This window comes from Clostridium sp. USBA 49 (assembly GCF_900167505.1).
GTDB classification, from domain to species: domain Bacteria; phylum Bacillota; class Clostridia; order Clostridiales; family Clostridiaceae; genus Clostridium_AT; species Clostridium_AT prolinivorans.
Genome location: NZ_FUYD01000002.1, coordinates 301,628 through 318,550, shown reverse-complemented (window position 1 = coordinate 318,550; position 16,923 = coordinate 301,628). Strand labels below are relative to the sequence as shown.

Here is a 16,923-nt window from a genome sequence, read left to right as displayed (position 1 = left end):
TTGAATGAAAATATAATAATAAATTCAATATTCAAATAATTTGTTCTTTTAAAATTAACTGAATATATACCGTTAATTTTACAACAATTTTTTATTTGTGTCTACTATTTTGTGGATGTAAATAAAAATTACTTTTAAAAAAATAATAAATTATATATAATATTACTTATGGTATATTGCTTAAAAATTATATAATACACATTATAAAAAAGGAGAATTAAAATGAATAAATCAAATATTCTTAAATATTTTATAGAAACTTGGGGATGTCAAATGAATGAAGAAGATTCTGAAAAATTATCAGGTATGCTTAAGTCATTAGGATATATAAGAACAAATAAAAAAGAAGAAGCTTCTATTATTATATTTAACACTTGCTGTGTTAGAGAGAATGCAGAACTTAAAGTTTATGGTAATCTAGGAGCGTTAAAAAATTTAAAGCAAAAAAATCCAGACATAATAATAGCCGTTTGTGGTTGTATGATGCAACAAGAAGGTATTGCTAATAATATAATAAAAAAATATCCTTTTGTTGATATTATATTTGGAACTCATAATTCATATAAATTCCCAGAATATTTAAATAGAGTTAAACAAGAAGGAAAATCAATAATTGAAGTTACTAACAAAGAAGAAGGAATTATAGAAGGAATTCCTATAGATAGAGAAAGTAATATAAAAGCTTTTGTTACTATAATGTATGGTTGTAATAATTTTTGCACTTATTGTATAGTGCCTTATGTAAGAGGGAGAGAAAGAAGTCGAAAGCCAGAGAATATAGAAGCAGAAATAAAAGATTTAGTTTCTAATGGATATAAAGAAATTACTTTACTTGGCCAAAATGTAAATTCTTATGGTAATGGACTTACTGAAGATATAAATTTTGCAAAATTATTAAAAAGAATTAATAATATTGATGGACTTGAAAGAATTAGGTTTATGACTTCTCATCCTAAAGATTTATCTGAAGAATTGATAGAAACCATTGCTCAATGCAATAAAGTTTGCGAACATATACATCTTCCAGTTCAATCTGGTTCATCTAATATATTAAAAAAAATGAATAGACAATATGACAGAAAGCAATATCTAGATTTAGTAAAAAAAATAAAAAAAAGTATTCCTAATATATCTTTAACCACAGATATAATTGTAGGATTCCCTGGAGAAACCGAGAAAGATTTTGAAGAAACACTTAGTTTAGTAAAAGAAGTTGAGTTTGATTCAGCATTTACTTTTATATATTCTAAAAGGAAAGGTACTCCTGCATATGATATGGATAATCAAGTTGATGATGAAATTAAACATGAAAGATTTAACCGTTTAATAGAAGTTGTTAATGAAATTAGTTATAAAAATAATAAATCTTATTATGGTAAAGTTGTTGAAGTTTTAGTTGAAGGACGAAGCAAAAATGACATAAATAAATTAACAGGTAGAACTAGGACCGGAAAATTAGTTAATTTTACAGGAAGTTTTGACAGCATAGGTAAATTAGTAAATGTAAAAATAACTGAACCGCTTTCATTTTCATTAAATGGTGAGCAAATATAATTAATTTTATAAAAGTAAACAAAAGAGGTGATACCATGGCACTAACTCCAATGATGCAGCAATATTTAGAAGTAAAGGATAAATGTAAAGATAGTATTTTATTTTTTAGATTAGGTGATTTTTATGAAATGTTCTTTGATGATGCTATAATCGCATCTAAAGAGCTTGAACTTGTTTTAACAGGAAGAGATTGTGGCTTAGATGAAAAGGCACCTATGTGTGGAGTGCCTTTTCATGCTGCAAATTCATATATAACCAAGCTTATCGAAAAAGGATATAAAGTAGCTATTTGCGAACAGTTAGAAGACCCTGGTTTAGCCAAAGGAATTGTAAAAAGAGATATAGTAAAAATTATTACTCCTGGAACTTATACAGACTCAAGTTTTTTAGAAGAAAGTAAAAATAATTATATAATGAGCTTATATGTAGATAATGATAAAAATGAAATAGGTATATGTTTTGCAGATATTTCTACTGGTGATTTTTATTGTACTGAAGGTGAATTTAAAATTTCTTCTATAATAGATGAAATTTCAAAATACTTTCCAAAAGAAGCAGTGGTTGAAAAAAACATAAGCGAAGATTTAATAAAAATTATTAAAGATAATTTTGGTATATTATGTACACTAAAAGAAAATGATTTTTTTACAGAAAATTGTTTTTATAATTTAGAAACTAAATTCAATAATTTTAAAAGAGATTATTATAATTTAAGTTTAATATATGCTAGTAATGGATTGTTAAATTATATAATGGAAACTCAAAAAACGAATCTTTGTAATATTAATGATATGCAATATTATAATATTACTGACTATTTAAGTATTGATGTAAATTCAAGAAAAAATTTAGAAATTACTGAAAGTTTAAAAGATAAAAGTAAAAAAGGGTCTCTTTTATGGGTGTTAGATAAAACTTCTACTGCCATGGGAAGTAGACAACTTAGAAAATGGATAGAACAACCTTTAGTAAATAAAGATAGAATTGAATTTAGGCTAAATGCTGTTGAAGAACTTTCTAAAAATATGGATCTTCAATTAGATTTAAAAGAAGCATTAGATAAAATTTATGATATTGAAAGAATTGTAGGTAAAATAGCTATAAAAAGTATTAATGCAAAAGAATTAATAACTTTAAAAAATTCTATACAAAAGATTCCTAATATCAAAAATATATTAAAAAATTTTAATTCTCCTATGTTAAATGAAATATATAATAATTTAGATGAATTAAAAGATATATATGAACTCCTTGATAAATCAATAAATGAAAATCCATCAATTTCATTAAAAGAAGGGAATATTATAAAAGATGGATACAATTCTGAAATAGATGAATTAAGGAATATAAAGTTAAATGGCAAACAATGGATATCATCTTTAGAGAATAAAGAACGAGAGATTACAGGGATTAAATCTTTAAAAGTAGGTTATAATAAAGTTTTTGGATATTATTTAGAAATAACAAATGCTAATAAAAATATGGTTCCAGAGGGAAGATACATTAGAAAACAAACCCTTTCAAATTGTGAAAGATATATAACACCTGAACTTAAAGAAATGGAGTATAAGATATTAGGTGCAGAAGAAAAATTAATTAATCTTGAATATGAATTATTTGTATATATAAGAGAAAAAATAGAAAAAGAAATATATAGATTAAAGAAAACAGCAAAATTAATAGCTGAGTTAGATTGTCTTAATTCATTAGCATTAGTAGCTTTAGAAAATAATTATTGTAAGCCTAAAATAACAGAAGACGGAAGAATAATTATTGAAGAAGGTCGACATCCTGTTGTAGAAAAGATGCTTCCTCCAGGTACTTTTGTAGCAAATGATTCTAATATTAATAATTATGATGAAAATTTAATATTAATAACTGGCCCTAATATGGCAGGTAAATCTACATATATGCGTCAAATTGCACTTATTACTTTAATGGCTCAAATAGGATCTTTTGTTCCAGCTAAAAAAGCATCAATTTCAATATGTGATAAAATTTTTACTAGGATAGGGGCTTCTGATGATCTTTCATCTGGTAAAAGTACTTTTATGGTAGAAATGTGGGAAGTTTCAAATATATTAAAAAATGCTACTAATAAAAGCTTAATTTTACTTGATGAAATTGGTAGGGGAACAAGTACTTATGATGGATTAAGTATTGCTTGGGCTGTTGTAGAATATATATGTACTACACCTACTATAAAATCTAAAACTTTATTTGCTACTCATTATCACGAATTAACAAAATTGGAAGATCTACTTGATGGTGTAAAAAATTATTCAGTTGCAGTTAAAGAAATAAACAATGAAATTGTTTTTCTTCGTAAAATTATAAGAGGAGGAGCAGATCAATCATATGGAATTGAAGTTGCAAAGTTAGCTGGCCTTCCAGAAGCAGTTATAAAAAGAGCAAAAGAATTATTAATAAGTTTTGAAAAAAATAAAACTGAAAAAAATAAAATTGATAATAAAAATATTATTAACGTAAACCAATCAAGTGATGTTTTAAAAGAAACTGCTGTAAACAGTGATAATAATTTTAAACAAATTAAGTTTAACGATATTGAAAAAGAAAATTTATTAAAAGAGCTAAAAAATATAGATATATTAAATCTTACGCCAATGGAAGGATTTAATAAACTTTATGAATTAATAAAAAAAGCTAAAGCTTTATAAAATGAAGGTGATAATTTGAAGAGGATAAATATACTAGACTTAAATACATCTAATAAAATTGCAGCAGGTGAAGTAGTAGAAAGGCCTTATTCTGTAGTTAAAGAATTAATAGAAAATAGTTTAGATGCTAATGCTAAAAATATAATTATAGAAATATTTGACGGAGGGCAAAAAACTATAAAAATTACCGACGATGGAGAAGGAATCCATCCTGAAGATATAGAAAAAGTATTTTTACCACATGCTACAAGTAAAATAGCGTATGTAGATGACTTATTTAATTTAAACACCTTTGGATTTAGAGGAGAAGCTTTAGCTAGCATCGCAGCAGTTTCAAATGTAATATTTAGAAGCAGGACTTATAATTTTGAATATGGCAGAGAAATATCTATTTCTGGAGGTCACAAAAATTATATTAAAGATGTAGGATCAAATATTGGAACCTATGTAGAGGTTAATGATTTATTTTTCAATGTTCCTGCTAGATTAAAATTTTTAAAATCTCCTCAAAGAGAAGCTGCTCTTATAACAGATATAGTAGAAAGACTTGCTATGATTAATCCTAATATATCTTTTAAATTATACAATAATAATAATAAAGTTTTTTTTACTTTTCCCACCGAAAATTTAATAGATACAATTAGGATTATATATGGTAAAAATGTAGCTAATAATATTACTTATTTTGAAAAACATTCTGATATAGCTTCCATTTATGGATATATAGGTAATGCCGAAATCAGTAGAGGAAGTAGATTAAATCAAAGTATTTACGTAAATAAGCGATATGTAAAAAATAAATTAATAACAACTGCTGTAGAAAATGCTTTTAAATCATTTTTAACTATAAATAAGTTTCCTTTTTTTATTGTATTTATAGAGATATTCCCAGAATTTATTGATGTAAATGTACATCCTACAAAATCTGAAATTAAATTTAAAGATGATCGTTTTATATATAAGTTTGTATTTGATGCTGTTCATGAATCTATACGAAATAATTTTAAAAAAACATTTAATTTTCATATAATAGAAGATGATACTACTAATGCATTAAATAATAATTATATTTATGAAGAAACTTCTAATTCATTTTCTTCTGTACAAATTCCAATAGACTTTAAACAGGATAATTTATTAAATAATATATATAATGAAAGTTCAAATAATGATTATATTTATGGAGAAAAGCTCCCTTTTGATAATGATAGAATTAAAATTAAAGAAGATACAAATAAAGAGGATGTAAATGATATAAATGATAAAGCAAAATTTCCTCCTCTTACAGTAATTGGCCAGTTTAATAATACCTATATACTTGCACAATATAAAGATGAACTTTATATTATTGATCAGCATGCTGCTCATGAAAAAATTAATTTTGAAAAATATATAAAAGATTTAAAAAACAAAAAAGTAGCTGCTCAAATATTGATACCTTCAGAAATAATTGAATTAACTCCTCAAGACTTTATTATATATCTTGAAAATAAAGAAATATTTAAAAATGCAGGATTTAATATTGAAATTTTTGGAGAAAATACTATAAGTATAAGAGAAGTACCTATAATATTAGGAGACATTGAAGTTAAAAATTTATTTCTTCAAATAATCGATAATATCAAATCTTCAGCAAGTATACAAACAGAAGATATTAAATATGATAAAATTGCTAAATTGTCTTGTAAAGCCTCTATAAAAGCAAATAATAAGTTATCTAATATAGAAATGCAAGCTTTAATTGATGAGTTAAGATTTATACAAGATCCTTTTACTTGTCCACATGGTAGACCTACAATTATTAAAATAACTTTAAATGAGCTTGAAAAACGATTTAAAAGAATACAATAAATAAATCACTAGAAAGGAGAGAATACAATGTGAAAGATTTACTAATAATTGCTGGGCCTACAGCTGTAGGTAAAACTTCTATATCTATTGAATTAGCTAAAAATTTAAATGGTGAAATAGTTTCAGCTGATTCTATGCAAATATATAGGTATATGGATATAGGTTCGGCTAAAATAAAAAAAGAAGAAATGCAAGGAATTCCTCATCATTTAATTGATATTATAGATCCTGATGATACTTTTAGTGTAGCACAATATAAAGAAAAAGCTACATCTGTAATTAATGATATTTTATTAAGAAATAAATTACCTATAGTTGTAGGGGGAACTGGATTATATATAAATTCACTTATATGTAATTTAAATTTTGCAAATACAAGCAAAGATGATGATTATCGAAAATATTTAGAAAAACTGGCCAAAGAAAAAGGTAATGAATATGTACATGGAATGCTTCGTGATATTGATATTGAATCTTTTAATAAATTATATCCTAATGATTTAAAAAGAGTCATTCGAGCTTTAGAAGTATTTAAAGTTACTGGTAAAAAAATAAGTGAATTTAATAATGAAGAAAATTTATATGATATTCCTTATAAAATTTATTATTTTGTGCTTAACCTAAATAGAGAAAAATTATATGAAATAATAAATAAAAGAGTAGATGAAATGATAAAAAATGGTTTAATTGAAGAGGTAATTAAACTTAAAAAACTTGGATATACTTCTAATATGCAGTCCATGCAAGGAATAGGATACAAAGAAATACTTTCTTATCTTGATGGAGAAATCAGCCTTGAAGAAGCTATTGATAAAATAAAACAAGGTAGTAGAAATTATGCTAAAAGGCAGTTAACTTGGTTTAAAAAAGATAAAAGAGCTATATGGATTAATAAAGATTCTTTTGCTAATGATAATGAAATAATAGAATTTATAATAAAGAAAGTTAATTTATTAAAAAATAATAAAAATTAAAAGGATTTTTATTATATATAGAGAATATCTATTTATCTAAATTTTTACATGGAGGGGATTTTAATGAACAAAACAACGAATAATTTACAAGATATTTTTTTAAATGGTGCAAGAAAAGCTAAAATACCTGTAACCATATATTTGACTAATGGTTTTCAAATAAAAGGAAATGTTAAAGGATTTGACAGTTTCACAGTTGTTTTGGACTGTGATGGTAAACAAATGCTTATATATAAACATGCAATCTCTACGATAACTCCTTTAAAACCAATTTTATTTAATAATCAATCTACAGAAGAAAATATGTAATATAAAATTTTTAAATTTTAAAAAAGATAGGTAATTAATTTGCCTATTTTTTTTTTACATGTTAATATAATTAAGTTAATATATTTTTGAGGAGGATTTATATATGCTAGATAGTACAATATCTTTTTTAAAAAATAAGTACAATATTAATGATAAAGTGTTTGATTTATGCAATCAAGCATTAATAGATATTAAAAATGAATTTGAATATTATGATAATATAAAAGAATATAATCAAATTAAAGTACTTAATGCATTTCAAGAAGAAAGAATAAGTGACTCACATTTTACTAATTCAAGTGGTTATGGTTATGGAGATATAGGTAGAGATGCTTTAGATAAAGTGTATGCAAAAGTTTTTAATTGTGAAAGTGCTATAGTAAGACCTCATTTTGTTAATGGAACTCATGCTATTGGTGCTGCATTATTTGGTAATTTAAGACCTAATGACACTATGCTTTCAGTATGTGGTACACCATATGATACTTTGCATAATATTATTGGATTAGGGGATAATAAAAATTTAGGTTCATTAAAGGAATATGGTATTAATTATAAACAATTAGATTTAAATCAAGATGGAAAAATAGATTTAAATTTAGTTAAAGATACTATCTTAAAAGATAAAAGTATTAAACTTATCCATATTCAGCGTTCAACTGGTTATGGCTGGAGAAAATCTTTATTAATTTCTGACATAAAAGAAGTAATTAATATTGTTAAATCAATTAATCCTAATATAATATGTTTTGTAGATAATTGCTATGGAGAATTTATAGATAAATTAGAACCTACTGAAGTAGGCGCAGATTTAATTGCAGGATCACTTATAAAAAATATAGGAGGAGGTATAGCACCTACAGGTGGATATATTGCAGGCAAGAAAAAATACGTTGATCAAGCTGCTTATAGATTAACTGTACCTGGAATCGGAGGAGAATGTGGTTCAACATTTGGAATTATGAGACTTTTATATCAAGGTTTATTTTTTGCTCCACATGTATCTATAGAAGCACTTAAGGGAGCTATATTTTGTTCAAGAATAATGGAACTTGCAGGATTTGAAGTTCTCCCTAAATATTCTGATAAAAGAAGTGATATTATTCAAGCTATAAAATTCAATAATAAAGATATGTTAATTAATTTTTGCAAAGGCATACAAGCTGGTTCACCAATTGATTCATTTGTAGAATGTGAACCATGGGACATGCCTGGATATGAAGATCAAGTTATTATGGCTGCAGGTGCTTTTATACAAGGATCTTCTATAGAATTATCTGCAGATGCACCTATTAGAGAGCCATATATTGCGTACCTTCAAGGAGGACTTACATTTGAACATGCAAAAATCGGTATATTAATTGCTTTGTCTAAAATATTAACATACTAAAAAATAAGGTTTATAATTAAACCTTATTTTTTAGTATGTTCTATAAATTCCTGCTAATTTACCGAGTATTTTGCAATTATCTACAATTATAGGACTCATATAATTATTTTCTGGCTGTAATCTTATATAGTTTTTTTCTTTAAAAAATCTTTTTAATGTAGCTTCATTATCAATAAGAGCTACTACAATTTCTCCATTTTCAGCTACGTTTGTTTTTTCTATTATGGCTAAATCTCCATCAAATATCCCGGCATTTATCATGCTATCACCTGATACGTGTAAAATAAAAAGTTCTTTATTGCTTTTTATATAATTTAAAGAAATAGAAAAAATATCTTCAATATTTTCAACAGCTAAAATTGGTTGACCTGCGGTAACTTTCCCAATTACAGGAATATCTATCAACTCATTTTTAGTTACATTATCTTTCAATAATTCAATTGCTCTAGGTTTGGTAGGGTTTCTTTTTATAAGGCCTTTTTTTTCTAATCGTTCTAGATGACCATGAACAGTAGAGGTTGATTTTAATCCTACAGCATTACAAATTTCTCTAACAGAAGGAGGATATCCTTTATCTATTATATATTTTTTAATAAAATCGTATATTTCTTTTTGCTTATTACCGCTAACTTCCATCACTATGAATCACCTCTCAATTAATATAAAAATTATAGCATAATATTTTATTAATATCAAACTAGTGTTCTGGGGCAGGGATACATTATACAAATATAAAAAAGTTGATAAGATAGAAGATATTAGTAGGTTGATTTTAATTACTTGATTTGATATAATTGCTTATACAAAATAATAGGTGGTGAATTTATAATGAAAAAATGCATTTTTAACAAAAGTAAACTTTGCAATAATTGTGGAGATTGTTATGTATGCGATTTAAATTCAGATAAAAAATGTAATAATTGTGGTAAATGTATTGAACTTGAAGGATATGATCTTAAAGCTATAAAAATTGATGAAATATTTTATGATAATAAAGAACTTTCCCAATATGAGGAAATGAATAAATTACATGATGAAGCAAATAAAATTTTAAATGAAGATAACGAATTATGGGACTATATTGATGATATTAAAGAAATTAAATCATTAATAGAAGAAGATAAGCTTCAATTATATGAAGAATTCCCTGGATTAATAAATATAAGCAAAAAAAATAATGAGTAATTAATTCATATTTTTAATTACTCATTTAAAGGATTTGCTTTTATAGCATTTCTAAGTCTTTCTTCATCCACATGTGTATATATTTGAGTAGTAGATATATTTTCATGTCCTAATATTTGTTGAAGACTTCTTATATCTACATTAGCGTGTTTGTACATAAGTGTTGCTGCAGTATGTCTTAATTTATGAGGAGTGTATTTTTTTATATCTAGACCAGCATTTAATAAGTGCTTTTTTAGCATAAGTTCTACTGCTCTTTTAGATATCCTTGTATATTTGTTACTTATAAAAAGTGCTTCTTTATCAATAATTTTATCCAAATTTTTATTTCTAACAATGAGATAATTATTAATAGCACTTAAACATGCTTGATTTAAATATACAGTTCTTTGCTTATTTCCTTTACCTATAACAGAAAGAACATCATCTCTTATATCTGATATATTAATATTGCATAATTCAGAAATTCTTAAGCCACAATTTAAAAAAATTGTAATTATACAAAAATCTCTTTCTTTATATTTCCCATCAATAGAATTTAGTAATTTTTTGCTCTCTTCTAAATTAAGATATGCAGGATGTCTTTTGCTTATTTTAGGAGATTCTAGGTCTAAAGCAGGATTTTCATTTATTATTTTAGCTTTATTTGTCAGATATTTAAAAAAAGACTTTAAGCTAGCAACTTTTCTAGATCTTGCGTAAGAACTATTATTCCTATATTTTTCTACAAAAGATAAAAATGCATAAAGATCTGTTAATTTTATTTTATTCATAAAATCATCGTCAATATCATCAATAGGAATATTATTAAATTCAATATTACTATCGGTAGGTATCATTTTTTTATATATTTTTAAAAATCTAAAAAATAAGACCAAATCAAATTTATATGCTTGTATTGTATTGGGAGATTTACCTTTTATAATTTCTAAATAATTAAGGAATCCTATCAAACAGGAAGGTAATTCGTTATGTATTATAATATCATCGATATTATGTTTATATTTCATATAATTCATTTTCCTTTCTTGTTTTATTTACTAATTATAATATATTTAATAATATACTATAATTAATTTTATCAATATGGGTTACTCCTGTCAACCACTTCGCGAAATGTATATTTCGCGAAGTGGTTGATTTTAATGATAAGCATAAGACTTTTAAATAATTAAAGTTTTATGCTTATCATTAATTAATTACAATTCAATTTTAATATCAATCATATTCTCTTCTAAATTATTTTTTTCTAATATAGGTTTTACATATAAGTCTAAAAAATCAGTAACTTGTTGAGGAGCTCTTCCTGTAAATTTTTGAGGGTTGATAAAGCTTATTATTTCTTCTTTAGTCATATTAAAATCAGAATCTTTAGCTATTCTATCTATTAAGTCATTTTCTAGTCCAAATTCTTTTACTTGTTTTGCAGCTTCCATAGAATAACGTCTAATTTTTTCATGTAATTCTTGTCTATCTCCACCTCTTTTTACAGCTTCCATTAGTATATTTTCTGTAGCCATAAATGGTAATTCGTTATTTATGTGGGATTGAATAACTTTTTCATATACTACCATGTTGCTAGCTATATTAATATATAAGTTTAAAACTCCATCTAATGCTAAAAACGCTTCTGATACTGCTATTCTTTTGTTAGCAGAATCATCAAGTGTTCTTTCAAGCCATTGAGTAGAAGCTGTTATTGCAGGATTAAGAGAATTAATTATTATGTATCTACATAATGCGCCCATTCTTTCACTTCTCATAGGATTCCTTTTATAAGCCATTGCCGAAGAACCAATTTGATTTGTTTCGAACGGCTCTTCTATTTCTTTCATATTTTGAAGTATGCGCAAATCATTGGAAAATTTATATGCACTTTGAGATATTTCAGATAAAGTATTTAAAATTATAGAATCAACTTTTCTTGGATAAGTTTGACCAGTTACTGGAAAAGCTTGTTCAAATCCCATCTTCTTTGTGACAAGTTCATCTAATTTTTTTACTTTTTCTGTGTCCCCATTAAATAGCTCCATAAAACTAGCTTGAGTTCCAGTAGTTCCCTTTACTCCTCTAAATTTAAGATTTTTAATAACAAAATCAAGATTTTCTAAATCCATTAGCAAATCTTGAATCCATAGTGTTGCTCTTTTACCTACTGTCGTTAATTGAGCTGGTTGAAGATGTGTAAACCCTAATGTAGGCAAATCTTTATATTTTAATGCAAATTTTGAAAGATGTTGAATAACAGTAATAATTTTTTTTCTTATTATAAGCAAAGCTTCCTTCATAATAATTAAGTCAGTATTATCACCAACATAACAACTTGTTGCACCTAAATGAATTATTCCTTTTGCCTTTGGACATTGAAGACCATAAGCATATACGTGGCTCATAACATCATGTCTTGTTATTTTTTCTCTATCTTCTGCATCTTCATAATTTATATTATCAATATTTTCTTTCAATTCTTGTATCTGTTCATCTGTTATATTTAAACCTAATTCCTTTTCACTTTCTGCTAAAGCCACCCAAAGTTTTCTCCAAGTTTTAAACTTCATCTCATCAGAAAATAAAAAGCTCATTTCTTTTGAAGTGTATCTCTTAGTTAAGGGAGTTACATATGTATCTCTTGAGTAGTTCATGGGTATCCTCCTTAAAATAAGTATATTTTAAAATTAATGTAGATAAAAATAAAATGTAAACAAAAAGGCTCACTTGTTTGAGCCTTTTGTCTATTCTTCTAAAGAATCAATTAATTTAACAATTTCTTCAACTGCTAGATTTTCATCATCTCCAGATGCTATAACTTTAACAGTTGAGTTTTTTGTAACTCCTAATGATAAAACTCCAATTAAGCTTTTTACATTAGCTTTTCTTCCATTAAATTCTATACTCACGTCTGATTTAAATGATGATGCTTTCTTTACTAATAAAGTTGCCGGTCTAGCATGCAGTCCTGTTGAATTTTTAACCAAAACTTCTTTAGTTACCAATTTTATCACCTCTAAACATTTATAATAGATTATCATCATTATTATATCATTATCTACATGTAGATTACAATGATAAAATTATTATTTTATCATTGTAATCGTTAAAAGAGTTTCACCTACTTTACTAGCTTTATAATTTATATCTATATTATCAATTAATTCAGAGTTTGTTATTACAATTGGAATTATAGGCGAAACATTCATTTCTATAAATTCCTTGTCAAAAAACATAAGCTTATCTCCACATTTTACTTTATCACCTACTTTAACGTAATTAGCAAACCCTCGTCCTTCTAATTTTACAGAATCAATACCTACATGTATCAAAATCTGAATGCCTTCTTTAGTTTTTATTGCAATAGCATGTTTATACTCATAAACTAATGTTATTTCTCCATCTGCAGGAGAATATATAAAATTGCCTTCAGGGTAAATAGCAATTCCTTCACCCATAATTTTTTTATTAAATAAATAATCATTAACTTCCGATAATGGCATAACTTTACCATCTACAGGGAGTATTAGTCTAATCAATTCATTCATTATTTTTATTAACCTCCTTATAAATTATTTAAAAAATGTTCAATTCTGTCTAACCCTAATTTTATATTTTCAAATGAAGTAGCATAAGAAAGCCTTACATAGTTATCTGCTCCAAAAGCAATACCAGGTACAACAGCAACTTTTTCTTTTTCTAATAATATATCAGAAAATTCTAAAGAATTATTAATAATAAAATTATTATTAATTCTTTTGCTTAATAAATTTGATATATTTACCATAACATAAAAAGCTCCATCTGGTTTTATAGAAGATATGTATTTCATGTTGTTTATTCTATCAACCATATAATCACGTCTTTTTTTGAATTCATTTTTCATATTAATTACATAGCTTTGAGGGCCATTAAGTGCTTCTAATGCAGCATATTGTGCTATAGAGTTTGGATTTGATGTTGTATGACTTTGAATATTTGACATGATTTTAATTAAATTTTCATTTCCAGAAGCAGCATATCCAATTCTCCAGCCAGTCATAGAATAGGATTTTGATACCCCGTTTATAACTACAGTTCTATTAAAAGCATCTTCAGAAATACTAGCAATGCTTGTATGATTTTCATTACTATATATAAGTTTTTCATAAATTTCATCTGATATAATTATTAGATTATATTTTTTAGCAAATAATGCAATATCATTTAATTCTTTTTTTGTATAAATAGTTCCTGTAGGGTTATTAGGACTATTTAATACTATTGCTTTAGTTTTATTTGTAACTACTTTTTCTAATGAAATTTTATCATATTTAAATAAATTATCTTCTTTTGTATCAACAAATACTGGTACTCCACCATACAATTTTACAAGTTCTGGATAACTCACCCAATATGGAGTAGAGATAATAACTTCATCACCAGGGTTTAAAATTGCTTGAAATACATTAGATAAAGACTGTTTTGCACCAGTAGAAACTATAATTTGTTCTGAAGAATAATTTAAACTATTATCAATTTTAAATTTTTTTGAAATTGCTTCTTTTAATTCTTTTATCCCTGATGTAGCTGTATATTTTGTGAATCCATTTTTTATTGCGTTTATAGCTGCTTCTTTTATATTAGAAGGAGTATCAAAATCTGGTTCACCTGCTCCAAATCCAATAACATCTATACCTTCTGATAACATTTTTTTAGCTTTTGCGTCAATAGCTAATGTAATAGACGGTGATATTTCCATAGCTTTTTGTGAAAAGGTCATTTTATATTCCTCCAATACTTACATTTATTTTTAACATAACCTTAAAATTAAATACAATATTTTATATTTAATTTTATTTTAAATATTGTTTTATAACTAACATAATATAATGGCAAAAGTATATCTATTATATAATTATAATAATGATATTATTAATAATATATCATTTAGTATTTCTTATGTAAATAATTTTATAAATAAAAAATTATAGGACTTGAATTAAATATCAAGTCCTATAATAAAAATATTATCTAGGTTGAATAAGAAGTTTAATTGCAGTTCTTTCTTCACCATCAATTTGTATATCTGTAAAAGCAGGAATGCAAATTAAATCGATTCCAGTTGGAGCTACAAAACCTCTAGCTATGGCAATTGCTTTTATTGCTTGATTAAGTGCTCCTGCTCCTATAGCTTGAATTTCTGCATTCCCACGTTCTCTTAACACTCCTGCAAGAGCTCCTGCTACTGAATTAGGACTAGATTTTGCTGAAACTTTTAATACTTCCATAAATAAATACCCTCCTGTGAATTTTATAACTTAAATTTCTTTATTATATTTATTCTACATATAAATAAAAAATCCTTTTTTATTTATAAAAATAATCTGCTGATATAAAATCAGCAGATTATTTTATTTTGCATATTCAATTGCACGAGTTTCTCTTATAACATTAACTTTTATTTGACCTGGATATTCTAATTCACTTTCTATTTTTTTAACTATATTTCTTGCTAATTCTGCTGCACCTGCATCATCTACATCTTCAGGCTTTACAATAATTCTTATCTCTCTTCCAGCTTGAATTGCATAAGATTTTTCAACCCCTTCATAGAGATTGGCAATTTCTTCTAATTTTTCTAGTCTTTTAATATAAGCTTCTAAAGTTTCGCGCCTTGCTCCTGGTCTAGCTGCAGAAATAGCATCTGCTGCTTGCACAAGTATCGCTTCTAAGCTTTGAAATTCTATATCACCGTGATGAGCGCCAATTGCATTAACTATTATAGAAGACTCATGATATTTTTTTGCAATATCTGCACCTATTAAAGCATGTGGCCCTTCTATTTCATGATCAACAGCTTTACCTATATCATGGAGCAATCCAGCTCTTTTAGCAATTGTAACATCTAATCCTAATTCCGAGGCCATTAATCCAGCTAAATAAGAAACTTCTATAGAATGTTTTAGTACATTTTGCCCATAGCTAGTTCTATATTTTAATCTTCCTAAAAGTCTAATTAGCTCAGAATGTAATCCATGTATTCCAGTTTCAAAAGTGGCTTGTTCTCCTTCTTCTTTAATATGATTTTCAACTTCTTTTTTAGCTTTTTCAACCATTTCCTCAATTCTTGCTGGATGAATTCTACCATCTACAATTAATTTTTCTAAAGCTATTCTTGCAACTTCTCTTCTTATAGGATCAAAACCAGAAAGTATCACTGCTTCTGGAGTATCATCAATTATTAAATCAATACCAGTAAGAGTTTCTAGAGTTCTTATATTTCTTCCTTCTCTTCCTATAATTCTTCCTTTCATTTCATCATTAGGTAAAGATACCACATGAACTGTTGTTTCTGCTACATGATCTGCAGCACATCTTTGAATTGCACAAGTTATTATTTCTCTAGCTTTTTTGTCTGCTTCTTCTTTAGCTTTATTTTCTATTTCTTTTGCTAATAAAGCAGCATCATGTTTAACTTCTTTCTCTACTTTATCTAGTAATAACTGTTTTGCTTCTTCAGAAGTTAATCCAGATAACCTTTCAAGTTCCTCTCTTTGTTTAATATAAAGAACTTGTATTTCTGATTCTAAATTTTCAATTTCTTGTTGCTTTTTATTAAGATTTTCTTCTCGTTTTTCTAACGTATCACTTTTCTTATCAAGCAACTCTTCACGCTGAATTAATCTTCTTTCAAGTCTTTGAATTTCATTTCTTCTATCCCTTAATTCTTTTTCAAAATCAGTTCTAATTTTATGAGCTTCTTCTTTAGCTTCTAAAACAGCTTCTTTCTTTAAAGATTCTGCTTGCTTAGAAGCTTCTGCTAAAAGTTTTTTAGCCTCTTCTTCAGCTTGTGAAATTTTTGCTTGAGATATATTTTTTCTTACATATATTATAGCGCAAATAATTGCTATAATAACTAATATAACTCCAAAGATTAATAAATATATTCCTTGTTGCCCTTTCATACAAACACCTCCTTTGCTTTTTACATATAAAATAATCAAATATAAAA

At 25.9% G+C, this 16,923-nt stretch carries 15 protein-coding genes; 7 read left to right on the top strand and 8 right to left on the bottom strand.

Features of this window, described 5'->3' with window-relative positions; all coding sequences use genetic code 11:
- Nucleotides 1-222: 222 nt before the first annotated feature.
- From miaB to B5D11_RS03440, 6 genes are all read left to right on the top strand, one after another.
- On the top strand, nucleotides 223-1,554 hold the full coding sequence (gene miaB / locus B5D11_RS03465; protein ID WP_078681656.1) for a tRNA (N6-isopentenyl adenosine(37)-C2)-methylthiotransferase MiaB: 1,332 nt from the start codon (nucleotides 223-225) through the stop codon (nucleotides 1,552-1,554).
- Between the two features lie 35 nt (nucleotides 1,555-1,589).
- A complete protein-coding gene (mutS, locus tag B5D11_RS03460) occupies nucleotides 1,590-4,232 on the top strand; it encodes a DNA mismatch repair protein MutS (RefSeq protein WP_078681655.1) in 2,643 nt (880 codons plus the stop codon).
- A 15-nt stretch (nucleotides 4,233-4,247) separates the two neighbouring features.
- Nucleotides 4,248-6,083 carry a DNA mismatch repair endonuclease MutL gene (gene mutL, locus B5D11_RS03455; RefSeq protein ID WP_078681654.1) on the top strand — a complete coding sequence of 612 codons (1,836 nt, stop codon included), beginning with the start codon at nucleotides 4,248-4,250 and terminating at the stop codon, nucleotides 6,081-6,083.
- 29 nt (nucleotides 6,084-6,112) lie between these two features.
- Nucleotides 6,113-7,057, top strand: a complete 945-nt coding sequence (miaA, locus tag B5D11_RS03450; RefSeq protein WP_078681653.1) for a tRNA (adenosine(37)-N6)-dimethylallyltransferase MiaA — start codon at nucleotides 6,113-6,115, stop codon at nucleotides 7,055-7,057.
- A 63-nt stretch (nucleotides 7,058-7,120) separates the two neighbouring features.
- Nucleotides 7,121-7,366, top strand: a complete 246-nt coding sequence (hfq, locus tag B5D11_RS03445; protein WP_078681652.1) for an RNA chaperone Hfq — start codon at nucleotides 7,121-7,123, stop codon at nucleotides 7,364-7,366.
- A 103-nt stretch (nucleotides 7,367-7,469) separates the two neighbouring features.
- Nucleotides 7,470-8,756, top strand: a complete 1,287-nt coding sequence (locus tag B5D11_RS03440) for a methionine gamma-lyase family protein (RefSeq protein ID WP_078681651.1) — start codon at nucleotides 7,470-7,472, stop codon at nucleotides 8,754-8,756.
- Between the two features lie 30 nt (nucleotides 8,757-8,786).
- On the opposite strand, the gene lexA is transcribed toward B5D11_RS03440, so the two are convergent.
- Entirely contained in the window at nucleotides 8,787-9,392 is a 606-nt protein-coding gene (lexA, locus tag B5D11_RS03435) for a transcriptional repressor LexA (protein WP_078681650.1), read from the bottom strand.
- A gap of 192 nt (nucleotides 9,393-9,584) precedes the next feature.
- Between lexA and B5D11_RS03430 the strand changes: the two genes are divergently transcribed.
- Nucleotides 9,585-9,941: a hypothetical protein gene (locus tag B5D11_RS03430; protein ID WP_180376945.1), complete on the top strand. Its 357-nt coding sequence runs from the start codon at nucleotides 9,585-9,587 to the stop codon at nucleotides 9,939-9,941.
- 17 nt (nucleotides 9,942-9,958) lie between these two features.
- Here B5D11_RS03430 and B5D11_RS03425 read toward each other — a convergent pair whose 3' ends face one another.
- From B5D11_RS03425 to rny, 7 genes are all read right to left on the bottom strand, one after another.
- A complete protein-coding gene (locus B5D11_RS03425) occupies nucleotides 9,959-10,960 on the bottom strand; it encodes a tyrosine recombinase XerC (protein WP_078681648.1) in 1,002 nt (333 codons plus the stop codon).
- A 180-nt stretch (nucleotides 10,961-11,140) separates the two neighbouring features.
- On the bottom strand, nucleotides 11,141-12,583 hold the full coding sequence (gene purB / locus B5D11_RS03420; RefSeq protein ID WP_078681647.1) for an adenylosuccinate lyase: 1,443 nt from the start codon (nucleotides 12,581-12,583) through the stop codon (nucleotides 11,141-11,143).
- 90 nt (nucleotides 12,584-12,673) lie between these two features.
- Entirely contained in the window at nucleotides 12,674-12,934 is a 261-nt protein-coding gene (locus tag B5D11_RS03415; protein ID WP_078681646.1) for an HPr family phosphocarrier protein, read from the bottom strand.
- Between the two features lie 81 nt (nucleotides 12,935-13,015).
- Complete coding sequence (locus tag B5D11_RS03410; protein ID WP_078681645.1) at nucleotides 13,016-13,477, bottom strand: PTS sugar transporter subunit IIA; 462 nt, start codon at nucleotides 13,475-13,477, stop codon at nucleotides 13,016-13,018.
- A gap of 17 nt (nucleotides 13,478-13,494) precedes the next feature.
- Complete coding sequence (locus tag B5D11_RS03405) at nucleotides 13,495-14,691, bottom strand: pyridoxal phosphate-dependent aminotransferase (RefSeq protein ID WP_078681644.1); 1,197 nt, start codon at nucleotides 14,689-14,691, stop codon at nucleotides 13,495-13,497.
- A gap of 247 nt (nucleotides 14,692-14,938) precedes the next feature.
- Nucleotides 14,939-15,199, bottom strand: coding sequence for a stage V sporulation protein S (locus tag B5D11_RS03400; protein ID WP_078681643.1), 261 nt, complete (start codon nucleotides 15,197-15,199; stop codon nucleotides 14,939-14,941).
- A 123-nt stretch (nucleotides 15,200-15,322) separates the two neighbouring features.
- Nucleotides 15,323-16,876, bottom strand: a complete 1,554-nt coding sequence (gene rny / locus B5D11_RS03395; RefSeq protein ID WP_078681642.1) for a ribonuclease Y — start codon at nucleotides 16,874-16,876, stop codon at nucleotides 15,323-15,325.
- Nucleotides 16,877-16,923 lie beyond the last annotated feature (47 nt).

Bases quoted from the DNA above. Each gene is read 5' to 3' on its own strand.
- B5D11_RS03425 (WP_078681648.1), bottom strand. From the start codon at position 10,960: ATGAATTATATGAAATATAAACATAATATCGATGATATTATAATACAT.
- hfq (WP_078681652.1), top strand. From the start codon at position 7,121: ATGAACAAAACAACGAATAATTTACAAGATATTTTTTTAAATGGTGCA.
- B5D11_RS03400 (WP_078681643.1), bottom strand. From the start codon at position 15,199: ATGGAAGTATTAAAAGTTTCAGCAAAATCTAGTCCTAATTCAGTAGCA.
- lexA (WP_078681650.1), bottom strand. From the start codon at position 9,392: ATGGAAGTTAGCGGTAATAAGCAAAAAGAAATATACGATTTTATTAAA.
- mutS (WP_078681655.1), top strand. From the start codon at position 1,590: ATGGCACTAACTCCAATGATGCAGCAATATTTAGAAGTAAAGGATAAA.
- B5D11_RS03430 (WP_180376945.1), top strand. From the start codon at position 9,585: ATGAAAAAATGCATTTTTAACAAAAGTAAACTTTGCAATAATTGTGGA.
- B5D11_RS03440 (WP_078681651.1), top strand. From the start codon at position 7,470: ATGCTAGATAGTACAATATCTTTTTTAAAAAATAAGTACAATATTAAT.
- miaB (WP_078681656.1), top strand. From the start codon at position 223: ATGAATAAATCAAATATTCTTAAATATTTTATAGAAACTTGGGGATGT.
- B5D11_RS03410 (WP_078681645.1), bottom strand. From the start codon at position 13,477: ATGAATGAATTGATTAGACTAATACTCCCTGTAGATGGTAAAGTTATG.
- rny (WP_078681642.1), bottom strand. From the start codon at position 16,876: ATGAAAGGGCAACAAGGAATATATTTATTAATCTTTGGAGTTATATTA.
- B5D11_RS03405 (WP_078681644.1), bottom strand. From the start codon at position 14,691: ATGACCTTTTCACAAAAAGCTATGGAAATATCACCGTCTATTACATTA.
- purB (WP_078681647.1), bottom strand. From the start codon at position 12,583: ATGAACTACTCAAGAGATACATATGTAACTCCCTTAACTAAGAGATAC.